The following is a 19,248-nucleotide window of genomic DNA, read 5'->3' on the forward strand; positions in this document are numbered from 1 at the left end:
TTTATTTTTTAGGTATAAAATTATTTAATTGACTTAAATACCATTCTGTATCATCATACATTATAAAATGGGAGCCTTTACCAGCATATTGTAAATTTACGTTTTTTAAATTTTTAAATTGCTCCTCCATAACTGATTTTGATTTACTGTAATAAGAGTTCAATAAAATCAACGAAGGACAGGTAATGTTTTTTAATTTCTCTCTCAAATCAATATTAGCATAATCCCAAAACATTTCAGCAAGTGTTTTTCTATCAGATTTTAGTGCCCAGCTCAATACTAGTTCTTGTTTTGATTTATTGGTAACAAGTCCATAAATGCTGTTTTTTTGCATTGTTCGAAATTGTTCATCTGTTGCAGAAAGAATACTATTTATTTTCTCTGAATTATCCGGATTCTCCAGACTTTTAAAAGCAGGATTTCCAAATGCTCCCATGCAAGGTACTGCATCTACTACAATTATTTTCTTGATTAGTTTAGGATAATCTGAAGCAATAGCTAGAGTTAAACCACCACCCATACTGTGACCGATAAGAATTGGTTTTTTAATTTTGTTGTCCTTGATGAAATTTACAATTCCATCTTCCCAATTTTTAAAAGAAGCATTCGGTTGCGGTTTAACTTCTGCAAAACCTGCCATTGTCAAAGTATAGCAAGTAAAGTCTTTTTCATACACAGACTTTGTTTCATTCCAAACTTCCCCCGAACATGTAAAACCAGGTATGAAAATTATAGATTGTTTTCCTTGTCCGCTAATTTTCACTTCAAATGGGTACGATTTATTTTGCCCAAAAGTATTTACAGTAACAACTGTTAATAAAAATACAATAATAAAAGATTTAATTTTTTTCATTTTGTTTATTTTTAAATGGTTCGCCTTTTAGATCCCAGACTATTTAAAATGTTACAAAAATTTTAAAAAAATTACTGCTTTATTATTACCAAATTACTCATCTTCTACTTTCTGCTCTCAAAAAGGCTGACAACTTTAACACTCATTCCTTGTTCAGTACCAGAAAACCTAACTGTTACAAGCACACCCTTTATCGATGTTACCCTTGTTTTTAAAACTGCACTTCCAGCCATACAGGATGCCAATGGAAACTATCTAAAGATTTGCAATCAAAAACTAAGCTACATTTTTTTAATTATCGATTTTATTTATTCTTCTAACAGTTTTATAGTTCAAAATGACTTTTATTTATTCTTCAAATAAATTATCGTAATATTTCAAAATTAATATCGTAATATTGCAATATAAATATAATACGATGGGAGCAACAAAAATAGATCACTTTACAGAAAGCCAGAATGAGCTGGCTGTTTTAGCCAAAGCATTAGGCCATCCTGCGCGTATTGCTATTATGGAATATCTATTAAAAGTGGATGCCTGCATCTGCAGAGATATTGTAAACGAACTTCCTCTTTCACAGCCGACCGTTTCACAGCATTTGAAAGAATTGAAAAATGCAGGACTGATTAAAGGAAGCATCAAAGGAAATTCATTCTGCTACTGTATCAACCAACCTGGACTCGAAAAGATAAAAGGTTTCTTTGAGCATATATCAGATCATTTGGCAAAGAAGAGAAACGAATGCTGTTAATCTATAAAAATATGGAAATCAGAAAACTTTCAGCCAAACACTGGGGTCAGGTAAAAATAATTCACCAAAAAGGAATAGATACCGGCAATGCCACTTTCCAGACCAGCGCCCCTTCATAGGAAGACTGGGACAATTCACATGTGGCATCCTGCAGAATTACAATGCAGGAAGATGGCAAGGTGATTGGATGGGCTGCCCTTACCCCTGTTTCTTCCCGCTGTGTGTATGCAGGAGTTGCAGAAGTAAGCGTATATGTTGATCCTGCACATTCGGGAAAAAGAATCGGGCTTACCCTTTTAAATGAACTTGTCCGACAGAGTGAAGCAGAAGGAATCTGGACGCTTCAGACAGGGATCTTTCCTGAGAATACAGTAAGTCTTCGCATCCATGAAAAAGCAGGTTTCAGGATACTTGGAACAAGGGAAAAAATCGGAAAACAAAATGGTATCTGGAGAGATACTGCGCTTCTTGAAAGAAGAAGCTCCGTTATTATTTAATAAAAAATATAGTTTAACTAAATATAAAAAATCATGAAACTTTCAGAAATTAAAGAAGTGCCTAAAACATTGGAAGCTGTAAATTTTGAACTGCCGGACGGCACATTTGTACCAGAATATTTTCATGTAACTGAAGTAGGTTTAATTACCAAAAACTTCATTGACTGCGGAGGAACAGTTAGAAATGAAACTGTTGTAAATTTTCAACTTTGGGATGCCAATGACTACGAGCACAGGCTTAAACCGCAGAAACTGATCCACATCATTGAGCTTTCAGAAAAAGTATTGGGAATTGAAGACAATGAAATTGAAGTGGAATACCAGAACACTACTATCGGTAAATATGATTTAGACTTTAATGGCAGAAACTTCACTTTACTCAACAAACAGACAGCCTGCCTTGCTCAGGAGCAGTGCGGTATTCCATCTGATAAGCCTAAAGTAAAATTATCTCAGTTAAATACTGACAATGCTAATTCATGGACTCCAGACGGAGGATGCTGCTAATCATTAAACAGATAATTAATAAACCTTTAGAGCCAAAAAACTATGTTATATCCAGAAATTGAGAATACCATTAAATCATTTGATTTTAAGCAGATCTCCGAAGAGCGCAAAGTCGTGTTACAGCCCTTAATTGACTTCATTCAGACTAAAGTGGACAGTAAGCTGGAAACCAGACTAAACCTAATCTGCACACACAATTCCAGAAGAAGCCACCTCTCGCAGGTTTGGGCGCAGACTGCATCTGCCTATTATGACATCAAAAACGTTTCATGCTATTCAGGAGGAACTGAGGCTACAGCCTTGTTCCCTATGGCTGCTGAAACTTTACAGAATTCAGGGTTTACAATCAAAACTCTGTCAGAGGGTTCAAACCCGGTTTATTCCATAAAATATTCAGCAAATGAACTTCCTGTTATCGGTTTTTCTAAGACATATGATGATGATTTCAATCCTGAAAGCGGATTTGCCGCAATAATGACCTGTTCACAGGCTGACGGCGGATGTCCATTTATAGCGGGCGCGGAGAAAAGAATCCCGATTACCTTTGAAGACCCTAAAATATCTGACGGAACGCCTCATCAAAAAGAAACTTATCTGGAGCGCAGCCTTCAAATAGGAACTGAAATGTTTTTCGTATTCTCACAAATAAAAAAATAAAATGTCAGCAAATAACTGTGCACCAGTCGTCGGACGTAAAAAATTAAGCTTCCTTGACCGCTTCTTAACCCTGTGGATTTTCCTTGCTATGGCTATAGGCGTGGCAATAGGATACTTTATTCCTTCCAGCGGAGATTTCATTAATTCTTTCTCCAGCGGAACAACAAACATTCCATTGGCAATAGGACTTATCCTGATGATGTATCCGCCTCTGGCAAAAGTAAAATACGAACAGATGGGACAGGTTTTCAAAAACACAAAAGTCTTAGGTGCCTCTTTATTCCTGAATTGGATTGTAGGCCCTGTCTTAATGTTTTTATTAGCGCTCCTGTTTTTGAACGGATATCCTGAATACATGATTGGAGTGATCCTGATCGGTCTGGCACGTTGTATTGCAATGGTTGTGGTATGGAACGATCTGGCAGACGGAAACCGTGAATATGCAGCAGGACTTATCGCTCTTAACAGTATTTTTCAGGTGCTGCTTTATAGCGTATATGCATACATTTTTATAACCATTCTACCTCCCTATTTTGGATATGATGGTTTTGAAGTCAATATCAGCATTGCACAGATTGCCGAGAGTGTGGGTATCTATCTAGGTATTCCATTTGCTCTGGGAATCATAAGCCGTTATACTTTGATAGCTTTAAAAGGTTCTGAATGGTTTGAGAATAAGTACGTGCCGTTTATCTCCCCAATTACACTTATTTCATTACTCTTTACAATTATTGTAATGTTCAGCCTGAAAGGGGAACTTATTGTTCAGATCCCTATGGACGTTGTTCGTATTGCAATACCGCTAGTGATTTATTTTACTTTAATGTTTATCATCAGTTTTTTCACTGGAAAATATTTTGGGGCAGACTATTCAAAAGCGACCTCTATTGCGTTTACAGCAACCGGGAATAATTTTGAACTTGCCATTGCTGTGGCAATCGGCGTGTTTGGAATAAACAGCGGCCAGGCTTTTGCTGGTGTTATAGGGCCTTTGGTAGAGGTCCCTGCTCTTATAGCATTGGTTAACCTTGCATTCTGGTTCAGAAAGAAGTATTTCACAAAACAGGTATCTGCAGAAACTACTTAGAAGAAATATGAGAATTGCAATAATATCGGATATACATGCGAACTTCCCCGCATTGGAGCAGACTTTAAAAAGTATTGAAGAGCAGAATATTGATGCTGTTTACTGCTTAGGAGATTTAGTAGGCTACAATTTATGCCCCAATGCCGTGATCAATGAGATCCGTAAAAAGCATATTGCTACCCTTGCAGGAAATCACGATGTCAAAGCTGTCGAGATACACAATGACGGTTCGAATGACATTGAAAGCTACGCATATCAGATTGTAGGCAAAGAGCAGATAAAATATCTTTCTGCTCTTCCTGCCCATATTAAACTTGAATATCAGACAGCTAACAAACTTATAAAGATTTTGATGGTTCATGGCAGTCCGTACAGCAACAAGGAATATCTACTTGAGGATAAAAATGAGAAAGATTTTACCGATATCTTTCTTAATTCCGATACAGACATGCTTATCTGCGGACATTCTCATTTACCTTATCATCGCATATTGGAAAATCCTAATAAAAAAGCAGTTATTTTCATGCCATTAATGCAGGTTCAGTTGGAAAACCAAAGGATAAAAATCCAGACTGCTGTTATGCAGTGATAACCATTGAAAAAAGCAGTAATCTTTCAAAAAAAGACGGTATAAAAGTAGAATTCATAAGAGTACCGTACGCTATTGAAAAAACAGCCCGCGCTATTGAAGAAAGCCCTCTTCCTAACGTTTACGCGTTTATGCTTAGAAAGGCATACTAATGTATTGAAATAAAATCTACTATGGAAAGTTTTAATTTTTTTTTAAAGAGCATCGTGCCTCTCAGCGAGGAGGAATTTGAAAATTACGGTCAGTTTTTTAAAACAATAACTTTACCTAAAAACAGTTATTTTGCTCAAATTGGTAAAATCTCACATGAAGCTGCTTTTATTAAAAAAGGGCTGCTCAGAACTTACCATATAAATGAAAAATCCGAAAAAGTAACTTCCTGCTTCTGCGCAGAAAATAATTTGACAGCTTCCTACAAGAGCTTTATTTCGCAGCAGCCTTCGGAACTTTCCATCCAATCTGTCGAAGATACTGAGCTAATAACAATTAGTTACAAGGATCTGCAGAATCTCTACAAGCAAAGTCCTCTCTGGCAGAATATTGGTAGAACAATTGCTGAGAGACAGTACCTCGTGATGGAGCAATATGCCAGTGTTCTTTGCAACGAAACCACAAAAGAAAAATACCTGCGTATGCTTAAAGAACAGCCTGCAGTTATAGGCAAGGCTTCAGTAAATGATATTGCAAGTTATCTTGGGATAACACGCAGAACACTCAGCAGGATTAGAAAAGAAATCTCTCAATAAATTCGAGGACATTTGTCCTTTCAAACATTATGGTACTTCCATTATTTTTACTTTCAATTAAATTCAAAATAAATGGAAATAGCAATTATCATTACCACAGTTTTACTTATCCTTTTTTCTATTCTTGCAGTATATGATGGATTTTATCTTCATATTTTCAAATATAAACTTCACAATCACCCTGAAAGTAAAACAGAGCATCTTATGCATACCTTAAGGGCAGTATTCTTTCCTTTTATTTTATATTTTTTATTCTTGAAGCAGGACTGCGAGGTCAGTTTTATTATTGGTTTAATACTTGTAATTCTAGATCTTTTAGTACTTGCCGTAGATGCATATATTGAAAAAGACAGCAGAGAATTTATGGGTGGACTTCCCCACTGGGAATATATCCTTCATCTTTTTGTCAACGGATTTCATTTTGCATCGATCGCAGTATTTTTATCACTGAAATTAAAATATGTAAATAATGGCATAATTATAATACCGCGTATTACTGAATATCAAAATTATGAATTATTTCATACAGTTGTAATCAACCTTATACCAGGTGCAGTTATAATTGCATTACTACATATATTGCTGAATATTTCTGAATGCAGAAATTTATGGAATTGTATTAGAAACAAAGTGAAATACTGCTAATCTATTGAGCTGATTATCAAATTCAGTCTAAATTTAAGCAACTTTTAACATAAACAATCTTCAGCATCAATAATTTAATCTGTTTAAACTTATAGATGTAGCCTTTACATTCGGAAAACTGTCTGCTTATTCTATTTATTATTTTCTCGCATCCTTCATTATCACTGTAAATGAAATTGTACATATCTTGCCTTAGGAATCTTTTCGAATTATCGGGCAACTAGTTTGTATACTATTTGACTTAGCATATTTAACCAAACTAAAGTTGGCAGATCGCTGTTTTAACATTTAATTTTTTCAAATATATAGGAAAAAAATTAATAAACCCGAAAGCAGAAAAATAAAATAATTAAACAACATTTTGAAAAATATTCTGAACTGTAAAGACATATCGAAAAGCTAAAATCAATTTGATATAAAAAAATTAATAGAAAAGCACTTTTATATTTTCTGTCAAGTTGATCCGCATTAATCTTTTCATTTTCATCATACAAGTGGTTTCATTGTCAAATAAAATACTAAATGGTACTTGACATTTAGATGCACTAATTGCAATTACTAACTTGGCTAAGGGTGAAGCATTGCTTTCTACTCTGAACTCATCAAAACCCATAAAATGATATTATTGACATAGGTGCGTATAAAGCCTTGAGAGTGCTCTGCTTATAAACCCAATACCAGCTTTCCCCTCAACTAAAACAATTATTTTTTCAATATCATCGCTACCACCTGGTTCTGTTGAGGTATATAATGAGTAATTAGGAAATTCTCATATCCCTCTATATTTCTAAACGGGGGCTTTATTAAACCACTGTTCTCAAGCACTATATGTTTTTGCTCTCAATTATGAACCTTTTATCTCCAACAGTTAAAATTTCATCAGATATTTTCTGATACTTTATAATGTCCATTGCCAACCATTTTTCTTTCTCCAACTGTAATGCTATATGATCTAATATAATTCTCCTTTTCCCATTGTTCATAATAAATGAAATTTAGCACATTAAATTATAATTACTTAATAATACCGTATAAATACGGTATGCTAAAATGTGCAATAATCCGAAATTTGTAAGTAATTCAAAAACAGCATCCTAAACCATGAAACAAAAAATTATTAATGCTGTAGATGAGCTTAAAAACTTGTCTGGCAATCAAGAAAAAACAATTAAGTTCGAACATCATGCATCTTTACAAAAGAAAACTGTAAAAGGAGAAGTTACACTTAGCAAAGAGGGAACAATAAATCTTCTCCTTACTGAAATTGAAGGCTATAATCCAAACTATATTAATAAGGTTGCCAATTCTTTCTTTAAGTATGCAATATTATCAGAACCTACAACTGGCAGCATTTTATGGACAAAATCCGACAATATCACCCATGTTATAGGACAGATCTATACTTTAAACAACGGTTCATACTACTACGGCGTGGGAGAAAACCCTTACATAGACTGTAACGGAAGTACTCTGTTCGAAAATGTGCAAGGTGAATATCAAGGGGAGAAACCTGGTAGCTGTAAGCCTGGTTCAGGTCGTAAATATAAATTATTTAAAATTGTTTAGCCATGAAAACAAAAGCCTCCTTCATCAGTATAGCCAGCCTAATCTTCTTTATAAGTTGTAAAGGCCCTAAACCAATTTTCAGTAACCTTCATCATCAACAATTTAGGAATGACTCTACAAATAGCCCCATAATTGATGTACGAGTTGGGATACTAACTTATAAGGTTTCCCCTCAGCCTGAAGAGAAAACTAAACAACTATGGGAACTGCAAGATAGTCTACCTCATCATTTACTAAAAGTAATAAGCAGTAAAACTAAGGAGCCCGAGAAAATAATTGCTTTAATGTCAAAGCCAATTAATCCTAAGAAAGATAGTGGCCCTACAGAATTACCAACCGAATTCACAGAATACAAGGTGCGCTTAGCATTTTCTAACATAAAAAGGTATTTTATAAATAAAAAATTCACGCATCCCAATACCCGGCTTGCTTATTTGAACACCTATATAAGTATTCCGTCAGGGGAAGACAGGGTCGCTTTCAAAAGTATTGATAAATTAGAAAACGAATTTGAAGAAGTTGACCTCGGCAATTTATCCCGAAGCAATACAGTTACTTTTAATTCAAAACTTACTGCTACTGGACAAATAGGAAGTAGCATTGATAATACAAATACTGTTTCTTCAGAAAACAGCAAGAACTCAAAATCTAGCAACGAAAAAAAAGTTTATGATGAAGATGGAAATGCCATAGGTACGATTAATAATTCGGGAGATCTAAACGGCTCGAAGAAATCCAATATTACAACAACTTCAAAAAATGGCGCCTCCGCAAATGTTACAGGTGAAATAGGCTATGTAAATACAGAAACTTTGAATGAGGCACGACTTATCAAACTACAGAGAATGAAGGCAGGATTCTCATTTTCTCCTAATGAGATTGTAGTATCACAGGAAGGGAGACAAAATGCAGATATTTCATTAAATGTATTTGTAGACGCAACTCTTAAATTCAATGGGTCAAACTTAACTGATGAGAAAAATGTTTACACTTTCCAGAACTTATTTGACGATAGTTATCAGCCTGTCTCTGCAAACGATCTTTCATTTGTCCGCAGGACGGTAAGCTACGTAAAATGTAACGATAGCAAACCTCTATTACTCAATGTGCAATATGAAGGTGAACTAAGAGCCGTTGAAAATCTAAAAAACCAAACCGGAGAAAATGCCTTGGAATTTGACGACAAAGTAACTATGTACCATCTTCCTCTAAAACACGGATCCGATGCAGTAATAGACCCTATGTTATTTTGTAAATATGTCTATAGAATCAGTGCTAAAGATCCCCTAGGAAATACTATTATTCTAAATATTTCATGGAAAAAAGAGGAAGAACTTGATTTGTTTTCAGACGACAAACCCGAAGAATTTTTAAGATGGCTCAAACTACAGATTGCCAAGGAAAATCCCAAAACTCTTAGTACCAATAAATTTGAAATCTATTTCAAAGTTTCTCACAATGAGAAAATATACGTTGTTAAAGATAAGATGACATCTGAAGATTTCAGAAAACTTAAACAGCTAACAGATCTAGATATACAAGCACGCTCCTAATATTAACTAAAAGCCAACAGCAATAAACTTGCTATGAAACAAGAATAAGAATTAATATTGAGCACTCAAGTATAAAGCCTTACTCTAAGCAAATAAATCAAGACAGAGACAAAATTAAAGGGAGAAGCTATTTTTTAAATTAAGAAAACAAATTTATAATTATGAAACATAAAATCAATAATCGCATAATCTTACTTCCATTAGTTTCATATTATTTTCTTTTTGCTGTTCAAAAAACACTCATGATAAAGGAAAGATAGAAAATAACATGAATGTTACTGCAACAACTGCAGGATCTTCCGAATGCGATTTTGGAATTAATCTTTTCAATAAGCAGGTAGCTTCATAAGAGATATTAGCTTCGTTTACTCCAAAAAAATAGTAAATCGGAAGATTTAAAAAAGGTTTATCCAGCAGAAAGAGATACATAGAATAGTCTTTTAAATGAAATACATATAAATTATAAAAATAATTACAGCGTAACTTCATTGAATAAATTGACAACTGAAGAAATCAGAGATTGACGTAATAAAAATCTTAAGGACGATCACAAATTTTCCCTTCTTTTGGCTGAATATAGATATAGACGATATTCTGAACAAACAAATGATATGGAGAAAAAATTGGTCTGGATGGGAAAAGCAGATCCAAAAAGATGGTTGGATACTTACATATCAAATGGGATCGAAGGCAATTGTTATTCTTTGAGTATTGAAAAAATAAGAAAATAACTTAGCCCTATTTTTCTTCCCAAGACTATCGAAGAATATTATAAGTAATATTTATACTTATTTACTACGAGGCTCTAGATTCTCAGGCTTATTAACTTTAGAGAGACGTTAACAGGATTTGAAACAAGTTTATTCAAAATTTCGAAAATATTCTGAAAACAAATTAGAAGATAAGAATTTTAAGGTATTCATTATATTTTATAATTGTATTATTGGACAGTTAAAACATCTTTTTTTAATCCTCATTACACTAATATTCAAGCCTCAAAACTTTACCTTGGCTGATTTTTGAATCAATCGCTTCCTGTCTTAAAAGTAAAGGATCTATTAACTGTTCTACTCTCATAACAAACGAGAGCTTTCTTTCTTTTTTGGTCATCGCTAAAAATTTAAATTTTACACTAAACTATTTTATCAGGTCTCACCTGTTCTTAATCCTTCTTTTCCTGTCCTACATTCTTCTAATAAGATTTTAAAAATGTAATCTGTTTCTCTTTGTATGTGAAGCCCTAAAGTTCAGAAAATTGTCTGCTGATCGACTTGATTAGCGACTGCCCCCTCATCCCTGGCATATGTAAAATTATTTTCAATGAAGAGCTGGAACTTACTTCTATTATTTTTTTCATCTATCTCATCAAAAAATAAAAACTTGTCCCCTCCATATTAAAATGATTCTGGTCATTTGTTGAGTCAAAATTCAGCTTAATAATTAATGTAAATCCATTAGGAACAATTTTTAAGTGGCTTTCGTTTTCTTCTGGCCTAATAACCGATAAGGTAAATGGATAATCATCTACTTTAAAATCACCCTCAGAAACAATGTTTATGTTACAATTAAAAGCCGATCTCTTTTGACAAACATAGCATTTATCTCCTTTGATTTTCATTAGATTGAATTGGAGAAAACTCTACTTATCTATTACTTTTTGTTTGCATATTCATCTATAGTACACTAGTAAATTATTATGAAAATATGATCTAATTAAAAGAAAAATTATTTAATAGTTAATGTCATATTAGGAACAATTATGGCATCAGTTATCCCTCCAGTGAATCGTTGAGCATAAACTTCAAGATAATCATTTGTTAATAATTCAACTGAAGCATTTAAAGGAAGAACAACAATGTCATTTAGCGCCAGTCCTCTTCCGTAAATTTTGTACTGTGTTAAAGCTGTTCCATTCTTTGCAATATAGATGATGTAAGTACCTAGTGCAGAGACTTGAAAGGAAATAGAGCCGGAAACTTGAAAAATTCGCTTCTTTTTTCCCATATATCTCAATCTGTTATTATTGTTTGCTGGAGCATCTAAGGAAAATCTAAATAAATTATAAGATGTTGAATTTCCGTTCACTTTAACAATATTACTTGGATTCGATGTATTAAAGCTTGTAGAAGCACCTGAGCCAACAGGATAATCCATAGTGAAATCAGCTACAGAATTGGCATCAGTTTCGGTAGGAATTCCGGCCGACCGTACGCTCCAGCTATTGGTAAAGTTATATCCGGTATAAGTACCGGCAGTATAGGATTTTACATATCCACTTGTGTTGGTGCCGGTAAAAACAACTGATTCTAAGACTCCATCTCCGGATATTATCGGATTTGAAGATACATCAAATCCAATAGCAGTACCATTGACCTGACTAAAGCCTCCTTGCTTTTCCACAAGAGTAAAAGTTCCGGTTAGTTTTTCATAAGTCCCTGAATTGTTGCTGAACCACCCCAAATTACTAAGTAATAATTGCGTGATATTGTTGTATGTTATTCCATTCGTATTTCCTGAGAACTGAATGATACTAAAAAAGACCAAGCCAAAGCCGGATATACTTCCTACAGAGTTGGAATTAGCTACTATGCAATCTCTAAATATTAAATTTTGAGTCGCCGCTCCATTAAGGTTAAATATGTTTCCGGCTGAAGCAAGAAGGGTTAGACCTTTTATGGTTCCTCCATTTGCACCTTCAAAAATATTTCCTGATGTTCTGATAATAACATCTTGATTTGAATCCACTCCTTGTAAGTAAGCATTGTTTAAGTCGATAGGGAAATTAAAAGATATGGCACCGTTAATTTCATATAATGTACTGGAATTCAAAAGATACTTGGAACCTCCTCCAGCGGCAAGTTCATCAGCTAAAAGAGTGGTTAAATTATCTGTAGATTTTATACGTTTAAAATTGATTCTTCCCGGTACTCCACTACTTATCGGCAACCATGAAGTACTGCCTGTTGAATAATAGTAAAAAACTTTTAGATCCGTATCATAGACTATAAGACCGTCAGCCGGAGTTGTTATCGCATTTCTTTGAACAGTTGTCATTCTGGGAGTAAGTAATCCTTGTGTAGTAGATGTAACGTCTAGTATTGAACTGGAATTTGGTGTTATTGTTCCTATTCCTACTTGTGCATTTACTATAAATCCAAAAAGAAGAAAGAGAAGCACTAAGAATGTTTTATGATTTCGAAAAGTAGGTTTGTTTATCATAATTTTTTGTGTTATTTATTTTTTCCTGTTGTTTATTTTGAGTAATTATTCTTAATTTTTAGAATTTAAAATGATGATTTTCTCCGTGAATCTTTCATTATTTAGGGCTAAAAATTCGGCAATATAAATTCCACTGCTTAATCCATTGGTTGAAAAAGTGTAATTTTGTTCTATTCCCAGATTTTCTTTATGTAGAATAATTTTCCCGGTTATTTCATATAGTTTAAACGTTTTTAGAGAAAGATTTGCGGGATTCGATACTTTTAAATTATTATTTATATTATCCTGATTAATGAAAAATGGATTATAGTTTTTGTCAATAGTATTTAGTGTTTTATCGTTTTTGAATGTAATTTTAAAACGATCTGTGTAGATTCCCTCCACAAGATTAACTTCATACATACCGTTTTTTATGTCATAAAAAGAATCATTCAGTGCATCATAGAGGTAAATCATTTGTGAAGCATCCCAATTTATTACCTCGGGAATCTTAAATTTAAAAGTAGTATTGGTAGTTGCTTTTACGATTATGGGGATTTTTTTTGCAGGATTGAAATTTACACCCTGAATGATATAATTATTGTTTTCTATTAAAAAGCTGACATCATTGGGAAGTTCATCCATACCTGGTGCATCAATACCGATGTCAATTCCATCTGTTGCACGCGAGACAAATACCAGGGCTAATTGCCTGGTAAATTCATTATTGATTATAACATTCAATTTCAAATATGAAATCTCCTCAGTGACTTCCAATTCTTTAGCGCTTTTTTCTTTAGAAATTTGTTTTTCAAACTGCGATAAACCACTTCCTTGTTTGTGAAATACTCTATGGACATTTTTAAACGTCGCTGTTCCACTAGCGTTGGCACTAATTACAAATCCCTGACCAATTGGAGAATATTTTCTTTGTATTAGAAGTCCGGAAGATAATCCGGTATTGTTTATTGAACCATCCGGGTTATAAGAGTTGAAAGTCGCTGGTACATATACACCATTAGAAACTAAACTAATTGGAGAATATGCTCCATAACCCCCTCTGTAGTTTATTAAGGTATGTGAGTTTACTGTCTTATCCTGCTCCCAGAAGTAAGCAATGCCTCCAGTATTTACGTTAGAAGGATCTAAGAGAAAAGCATTTAAATGTAAAGCTGAAGGATATGGATTTCCGGTTAAAGTTGCATTATTAGCCCCTAAGGAAATAGTAATGTTACCATCATTTGGTTTTCCTCTAAAATCATATCTTTGGGCTCCGCCAGGATTATTAGTAACACCAGTCCCTTCAGGATCTGTTGAATCAGTTCCGCTTGTTCCTTTCATAGAAAAACCTTCGCCGGGTGCTAATATTGTTGATCCCCCAACAAAAACCCATTGCGAATAATTATTGGCATTTATGAGTTTGTAAACCCATTTTGGTGCTATTGCCAAAGGATTGGAAGTTCCATCGGAATTACTTACAGGTAAAATTGTTGATGCAACTGAAGCAATTGATGTAGTTGGTCTGCTCAGCATTGTAATACCAAAGTTTTCATTTCCGGATGAATTAGCTGCACTTCCAACAGGTGAACACCAATAATTATAATCGAAATTATCTGAAGTTCCCTTTTGATAAACTGACAACGTACCCAGTCCCGTATTAATTGAATTCCCAGTTGTTCCTTGCAACAATTGTGAATTATTACGTAGATACAGATTAGAATTCAAAGTTAAGTTGATTCCCTGTTGAACATATAGCACTTCATTTTTTACATACATGTTCGTATTTGGACTGAAATAAACTTGCGAGATACATTTTGTATTAATCAAGAGGAAAACAAGTAGAATTATGATCTTCATTACTTTAACTTTTTAATGAGGTTAATAGCATTTCTTTTACTAAAACTATATATTTAGGATGTTCTTTTTTTATTTAAAAAAAAAGCTCCAAGTATAACTCCGCTTAAAAATAATATCGAAATTTCGTTATCTATAGGTACAGGATCTCCAATTGGAGGAGGTATTGATTGCGGTTGCGGGGGTGATGGAGCAGCTATGTTATTAGATGAAATAAAAAGAAGAATTACTAACAATTTTAACGATTTAACTTTCATATTACTTAGGATTAAGAGGTGTGAAATTGATTAAATTGTATTTTTTTTACTATTCTATTCTTAGTATAACTATAATAAGGTTGGTAATTTGTTTTCTCAAAGATATAAAAAATCCTACAGAATGAGAGGGGTATTTTTTTTGGAAATTACAAATAAATTCCTTATATACAATTATTTATATATTTTTTTTTGTATTCTAATTTTGAAAACTTAAATATTGCACTTTTACTTATGATTCCAACCTAGGACTTATTGGTCATTGTTTCGGAAGATAGAGTTGGCTCCGTTTTTGCCACAAAAAGCTAAGGCGGTTTTTAAAGATATTTCACCTGTGCAAGTTTTGTGGCAGAATCGTGGCACAAACTATTTTTAACAATTAAGAATGCAGCAAAACTAAGGTCTAACAAGTTTAGGTTCGAAACTTTACCTTGATCAATTTAACCTCTAGTGTATGAGCAGACCTGGACACACTATTTTACAAAAAAAATTAATAAGCTCAGTCCACTTTTCCAATTTTTGCACATCTTTATAATTATTGTATGTTTGAAAAAAAATAAATGGCATTAAATAATACTCACAATTTAATTAAAGATAACATTACGATGTTAGCTTTAACAGCAACTGTAACTGGAGGTATATGCCGCAAAACCTATTTATTTTTGTGTAATTATAGCTTTGTGAAAGAATTCTGACATGTCTATTGAAAAAAAAGAGAATTAAGTATTGATTAGAAGTACGACAATTGGGTTTGAATTTGTAGTTCTCCAAGACAAAACAGGGCTCATCAGCAGCCCTCAGCCCCGATAGAAGTGAAATCCTTTTGTGCAGGGGTTCTGCACAAAAGATTATAACGTATAGCGGTAAGAGCTCCTAAAAAAATATTAAATCTAAAAACTAATATTATATACAATTGACAATGCTGACCACTCCTAATTAAATTCCGGCAAAACTCTTACGAACTGATGACCTTAATACCCGATTAATTCAAGCCCTGCGGAACTCTGTCCTCCTTTTGTATAATCAAAAAAAGAAAAAGCATTATTTTTGCAAGCAGCAAAATAATGATCTCCAAATCACCCAAAACAGCTGTCTGGTGAATTCCGATCATCAGCAATACCATAATACTACCGGCAGACCCCGCTGACCCAAACCGCCTTTTGAACAGCTGCAAGTTTTATAAAGCCTGCTAAATGTGCCTGCTTTGATTTCAGAGATAATTACCCCATCAAAAATACTTCCATCTATAAATTATGTAACAAAATAAGCGCAGTAACACCTTGATTCTGCCCTTTACAATGTAGCAGTAAAAACAGCGTAAAAACAACAATAGTATCTGATTACCTGCAGCTGTTAAGCAGATTAACAAAAAATGAAGAAATTTAAATTAAAAATGTAGTCCAGGAAAAGTGGCTGGTATCACTCAACGAGCTCCCAAAATTTACCTGCCAGTTTGAAAATAAAAGGTTTCATTATCAGAGGACCATTACAGGACTTTCCAATCCATAAGAATAGGACTTGTTTTTCAACATAGAAGACAGCTTCCTTACTTTAATTATAATAAGCAAAAATCTTCAATTAAGTTTTTTTTATAAAATATATTACTCCATTGAAACTATAATAAATTCACTTCTTCTGTTAAGCTGATGTTCAGCTTCTGTACAAGTTACTCTATCGGAACAGTTATTTACCAGCTGACTCTCTCCATATCCTCTACCGGTCAATCTATTTGGTGTTACACCGTTTTTAACTAACCAATCTATGGTTGATTTAGCTCTTCTATTAGATAAAGCAATGTTATATGCAGCTGTTTGTCTGCTGTCAGTATGCGAACGAACATCTATTTTCATCTTTGGATATTGCTTCATCACCGCTAAGATTTTCTCCAGTTCAAAAGTGGCATCTTTACGAATGAAAGATTTATCTAAATCAAAATAGATAATGGGAATATTAAGTGTTTTTGCCAAATCAGTTCCTATACCTATTGACTTGATTCTTTTTTCTAATGGTATTGTTAGGCTCGTTTCACCTGTTTGACCTTTAATGGTTACTGGAATCTCCTTGGTTTCATAATCTTGTTTCGCGCCTCTTACATAATAGATTGTGTTGCACTTTACTTTTAATGAATAACTTCCGTCTCTTCCCGTTACAACTTCATCTATTGTTTTAAACTGTTCATCCAACAGGATTACTTTGGTATTATCAAGTATTGTGTTAGTTTCCTGATCAACAACTATTCCCTTCAACTTCTGATCACATAGCAGTTTTCTTGTTTCTATGAACTCGTAAATATCATCGTTACCGTTTCCACCTTCCCTGTTAGAGGAGAAAAATCCTCTTCTGTTTTCACAATTGATGATAAATGCAAAATCATCTTGTTTGCCATTAATTGGGGCTCCAACATTTTCGACTTCTGTAAAGTTACCCTCGTTATTGATTCTGGAAACATAAACATCAAGTCCTCCTAAGCCTGGGCGTCCATCACTAGCAAAATAGATTTCATTGTCTGCAGATATAAACGGGAAGGTTTCTCGTCCTTCCGTATTGATCGATGAACCTAAGTTTTCCGGTTTTCCAAAAGTTCCATCATTATTAATGGTCACACTAAACAAATCTGATTGGCCTAAAGTGCCTGGCATATCTGATGCAAAATATAGTTTCTTATCATCTATACTTAATGCCGGATGTGCTGTGCTATATTGGTTGCTGTTAAATGGCAATTCAGTTACATTGACCCATTTTCCATTAACGAATTCTGCTTTATATAGTTTTAACAGGGTGATTTTCTGGTCATCTCTCCCTCTTTTTCCATCCAAAAAGTTATTCCTGGTAAAGTACATCGTTTTTCCATCTTTTGTAAAAACGGGTGTCGATTCATTGAATTTTGAATTGATTTTCTTTTCAAATCGCTTTGGTTTTCCTAAGGTTCCATCCTCTTTTAATTCTGCAGAATATAAATTGGTAAAAGATTTATTGGTCCATTTAAATGTTTTTTTAGCCACACCTCCAGTATCTCTCGATGAAGCAAATACTAATTTTTGGTCATAATAAGCACTTCCATAATCCGATTGTGTAGAGTTTATCCCAGCATTGACTATTTCAAATCGACCTGAATTCGCTTTTATTTGCTCTAGGTAGTTTTTATTGTTTTCAAATAGTATCGCTCTTTTATCTGTTGCGATTTTTTTATTAAACACTTCAAGGGTTTTATCCGCTTTCGCATAATCTCCTGTAGCCTTTAGAGTTTGAGCATACCGATAATAATATTCAGGTTCTTGCTCTTTATTGATTTCAAAAAGGACATCATACCATTTTACGGCTTTGGTAAGCTCACCGTTAAAATAGTAAGCATTGCCTAATCGTTGAAATATTTTCTCGTCTTTGTACCCTTTTTCAGCTACTCTTTCGTAGATTGAAATGGCGTCAATATAGGCATATTGGTCATAGTCCTTGTCTGCCTTCTTCTGGCTTGCTGTTTGTGCACTTGACTTTAGTGAAATCAACACTAAAAAAATGGTGGATGCTATATATTTAATTTTCATCTTGTGAGGATTTAAAAGAATCTTGGTGAGGTTATTCGACTATAATTATTTAAAAATTCAAATCGCAAGAATATTTCATGAGATCCTGAATTATAATTATTCAATCTTGTAGTTTCGCGGTCGTATGCGTATCCTATAAACAAACCGTCAGATACCTGGAATCCAGCCATAGCACTCAATGCCGCGCTCCACCTATAAGCTACTCCTACTGTAAATTTTTCATTAAAAAGAAAGTTTGCCGAAAGATCAACCTGCAGTGGTGCTCCTTCGACCATTTTAGTAAGTACTGCCGGTTTAAATTTGATATACGCATCTAAATCAAATACATAACCAGCTATAAGATAATAATTGATCCTATCCTTAAAAATAGCATAATCATTATCGCTGTACCTATTGGTTTCGATGAAATTAGGAACTGATAAACCAATATAAGCTTTATCAGAATGCCAATAAACTCCTGCCCCTATATTTGGAGAGAATTTATTATTCAAATCTTGAAACTGAGGATCACCCTGGTATTCGGGATTTAATTTATTTATATCAAGATTAAATAAATTCGCTGTTCCCTTAACTCCAAAAGATAATTTGAAAGTCTCAGATGTAGGAATGGTATAAGATAGATCAGCAGAGAAGGTATTTTCATTGGTAGGCCCTATCTTATCGTTTATAAGTGAAACTCCGAGTCCCAGATTACTATTATTTATTGGTGTATTTAACGAAAAACTACTCGTTTCCGGTGCTCCATCAAGTCCAACCCACTGCGTACGATATAACCCGAAAATGCTCATTGCTCCTCTTGAGCCCGCATATGCGGGGTTTATATTAATAGTGTTATACATGTATTGTGTATACTGGGCATCTTGTTGTGCAAATCCCAAAGCGGAAAATAACACAAAAACTAAAACTATTTTTCTCATGTATTTTACTTTTATAATGGCTTAGTTTTTTT

General features: G+C 33.9%; 17 protein-coding genes and 1 pseudogene. 10 read left to right on the forward strand and 8 right to left on the reverse strand.

The genetic code is table 11. The features are described from left to right. Position 1: 1 nt before the first annotated feature. A complete protein-coding gene (locus OGZ34_RS18475) occupies positions 2–853 on the reverse strand; it encodes an alpha/beta fold hydrolase (RefSeq protein WP_263361268.1) in 852 nt (283 codons plus the stop codon). A gap of 418 nt (positions 854–1,271) precedes the next feature. Here OGZ34_RS18475 and OGZ34_RS18480 point away from each other — a divergent pair, with 418 nt between their 5' ends. The 10 genes and pseudogenes from OGZ34_RS18480 (at position 1,272) to OGZ34_RS18525 (ending at position 9,451) form a co-directional block, all read left to right on the forward strand. Then, the gene (locus tag OGZ34_RS18480) at positions 1,272–1,604 is read left to right on the forward strand and encodes an ArsR/SmtB family transcription factor (RefSeq protein ID WP_263361269.1); all 333 of its coding nucleotides are present in this window, start codon (positions 1,272–1,274) and stop codon (positions 1,602–1,604) included. Next, positions 1,595–2,101: pseudogene (locus tag OGZ34_RS18485) on the forward strand (N-acetyltransferase family protein). Before OGZ34_RS18480 ends, OGZ34_RS18485 begins: the two are co-directional and overlap by 10 nt. Positions 2,102–2,134: 33 nt before the next feature. Then, on the forward strand, positions 2,135–2,608 hold the full coding sequence (locus OGZ34_RS18490; RefSeq protein ID WP_263361270.1) for a DUF6428 family protein: 474 nt from the start codon (positions 2,135–2,137) through the stop codon (positions 2,606–2,608). Between the two features lie 42 nt (positions 2,609–2,650). Continuing rightward, a complete protein-coding gene (locus tag OGZ34_RS18495; protein WP_263361271.1) occupies positions 2,651–3,265 on the forward strand; it encodes an arsenate-mycothiol transferase ArsC in 615 nt (204 codons plus the stop codon). Position 3,266: 1 nt separating this feature from the next. Further along, on the forward strand, positions 3,267–4,352 hold the full coding sequence (gene arsB / locus OGZ34_RS18500) for an ACR3 family arsenite efflux transporter (protein WP_263361272.1): 1,086 nt from the start codon (positions 3,267–3,269) through the stop codon (positions 4,350–4,352). 52 nt (positions 4,353–4,404) lie between these two features. Further along, positions 4,405–4,941: a metallophosphoesterase family protein gene (locus OGZ34_RS18505; protein ID WP_263361273.1), complete on the forward strand. Its 537-nt coding sequence runs from the start codon at positions 4,405–4,407 to the stop codon at positions 4,939–4,941. 173 nt (positions 4,942–5,114) lie between these two features. After that, positions 5,115–5,687 (forward strand): Crp/Fnr family transcriptional regulator, encoded by a 573-nt coding sequence (locus OGZ34_RS18510; RefSeq protein WP_263361274.1) that lies wholly within the window; start codon positions 5,115–5,117, stop codon positions 5,685–5,687. Between the two features lie 72 nt (positions 5,688–5,759). Next, positions 5,760–6,332, forward strand: coding sequence for a hypothetical protein (locus tag OGZ34_RS18515; protein WP_263361275.1), 573 nt, complete (start codon positions 5,760–5,762; stop codon positions 6,330–6,332). Between the two features lie 1,101 nt (positions 6,333–7,433). Beyond that, complete coding sequence (locus tag OGZ34_RS18520) at positions 7,434–7,898, forward strand: hypothetical protein (protein WP_263361276.1); 465 nt, start codon at positions 7,434–7,436, stop codon at positions 7,896–7,898. A gap of 2 nt (positions 7,899–7,900) precedes the next feature. Then, positions 7,901–9,451, forward strand: a complete 1,551-nt coding sequence (locus OGZ34_RS18525) for a hypothetical protein (protein WP_263361277.1) — start codon at positions 7,901–7,903, stop codon at positions 9,449–9,451. A gap of 240 nt (positions 9,452–9,691) precedes the next feature. Here the strand turns inward: OGZ34_RS18525 and OGZ34_RS18530 are convergent, their stop codons facing one another. From OGZ34_RS18530 to OGZ34_RS18560, 7 genes are all read right to left on the reverse strand, one after another. Next, complete coding sequence (locus OGZ34_RS18530) at positions 9,692–9,880, reverse strand: hypothetical protein (RefSeq protein ID WP_263361278.1); 189 nt, start codon at positions 9,878–9,880, stop codon at positions 9,692–9,694. A 552-nt stretch (positions 9,881–10,432) separates the two neighbouring features. Further along, positions 10,433–10,561, reverse strand: a complete 129-nt coding sequence (locus OGZ34_RS18535; protein WP_263361279.1) for a hypothetical protein — start codon at positions 10,559–10,561, stop codon at positions 10,433–10,435. Positions 10,562–10,808: 247 nt separating this feature from the next. Continuing rightward, on the reverse strand, positions 10,809–11,069 hold the full coding sequence (locus OGZ34_RS18540; RefSeq protein ID WP_263361280.1) for a hypothetical protein: 261 nt from the start codon (positions 11,067–11,069) through the stop codon (positions 10,809–10,811). Positions 11,070–11,176: 107 nt separating this feature from the next. Further along, on the reverse strand, positions 11,177–12,670 hold the full coding sequence (locus OGZ34_RS18545) for a hypothetical protein (RefSeq protein ID WP_263361281.1): 1,494 nt from the start codon (positions 12,668–12,670) through the stop codon (positions 11,177–11,179). Between the two features lie 51 nt (positions 12,671–12,721). Beyond that, a complete protein-coding gene (locus OGZ34_RS18550; RefSeq protein ID WP_263361282.1) occupies positions 12,722–14,506 on the reverse strand; it encodes a T9SS type A sorting domain-containing protein in 1,785 nt (594 codons plus the stop codon). Between the two features lie 1,852 nt (positions 14,507–16,358). Next, the gene (locus OGZ34_RS18555; protein ID WP_263361283.1) at positions 16,359–18,299 is read right to left on the reverse strand and encodes an OmpA family protein; all 1,941 of its coding nucleotides are present in this window, start codon (positions 18,297–18,299) and stop codon (positions 16,359–16,361) included. A gap of 11 nt (positions 18,300–18,310) precedes the next feature. Beyond that, the gene (locus OGZ34_RS18560; protein ID WP_263361284.1) at positions 18,311–19,216 is read right to left on the reverse strand and encodes a PorP/SprF family type IX secretion system membrane protein; all 906 of its coding nucleotides are present in this window, start codon (positions 19,214–19,216) and stop codon (positions 18,311–18,313) included. Positions 19,217–19,248: the final 32 nt, after the last annotated feature.

It is taken from the genome of Flavobacterium collinsii (assembly GCF_946903285.1).
Taxonomy (GTDB): domain Bacteria; phylum Bacteroidota; class Bacteroidia; order Flavobacteriales; family Flavobacteriaceae; genus Flavobacterium; species Flavobacterium collinsii.

Coding starts and splice junctions, on each gene's coding strand:
- OGZ34_RS18495 (WP_263361271.1), top strand. CDS start 2,651: ATGTTATATCCAGAAATTGAGAATACCATTAAATCATTTGATTTTAAG.
- OGZ34_RS18545 (WP_263361281.1), bottom strand. CDS start 12,670: ATGATAAACAAACCTACTTTTCGAAATCATAAAACATTCTTAGTGCTT.
- OGZ34_RS18510 (WP_263361274.1), top strand. CDS start 5,115: ATGGAAAGTTTTAATTTTTTTTTAAAGAGCATCGTGCCTCTCAGCGAG.
- arsB (WP_263361272.1), top strand. CDS start 3,267: ATGTCAGCAAATAACTGTGCACCAGTCGTCGGACGTAAAAAATTAAGC.
- OGZ34_RS18560 (WP_263361284.1), bottom strand. CDS start 19,216: ATGAGAAAAATAGTTTTAGTTTTTGTGTTATTTTCCGCTTTGGGATTT.
- OGZ34_RS18530 (WP_263361278.1), bottom strand. CDS start 9,880: ATGTATCTCTTTCTGCTGGATAAACCTTTTTTAAATCTTCCGATTTAC.
- OGZ34_RS18540 (WP_263361280.1), bottom strand. CDS start 11,069: ATGAAAATCAAAGGAGATAAATGCTATGTTTGTCAAAAGAGATCGGCT.
- OGZ34_RS18480 (WP_263361269.1), top strand. CDS start 1,272: ATGGGAGCAACAAAAATAGATCACTTTACAGAAAGCCAGAATGAGCTG.
- OGZ34_RS18520 (WP_263361276.1), top strand. CDS start 7,434: ATGAAACAAAAAATTATTAATGCTGTAGATGAGCTTAAAAACTTGTCT.
- OGZ34_RS18550 (WP_263361282.1), bottom strand. CDS start 14,506: ATGAAGATCATAATTCTACTTGTTTTCCTCTTGATTAATACAAAATGT.
- OGZ34_RS18515 (WP_263361275.1), top strand. CDS start 5,760: ATGGAAATAGCAATTATCATTACCACAGTTTTACTTATCCTTTTTTCT.
- OGZ34_RS18490 (WP_263361270.1), top strand. CDS start 2,135: ATGAAACTTTCAGAAATTAAAGAAGTGCCTAAAACATTGGAAGCTGTA.
- OGZ34_RS18535 (WP_263361279.1), bottom strand. CDS start 10,561: ATGACCAAAAAAGAAAGAAAGCTCTCGTTTGTTATGAGAGTAGAACAG.
- OGZ34_RS18525 (WP_263361277.1), top strand. CDS start 7,901: ATGAAAACAAAAGCCTCCTTCATCAGTATAGCCAGCCTAATCTTCTTT.
- OGZ34_RS18555 (WP_263361283.1), bottom strand. CDS start 18,299: ATGAAAATTAAATATATAGCATCCACCATTTTTTTAGTGTTGATTTCA.
- OGZ34_RS18475 (WP_263361268.1), bottom strand. CDS start 853: ATGAAAAAAATTAAATCTTTTATTATTGTATTTTTATTAACAGTTGTT.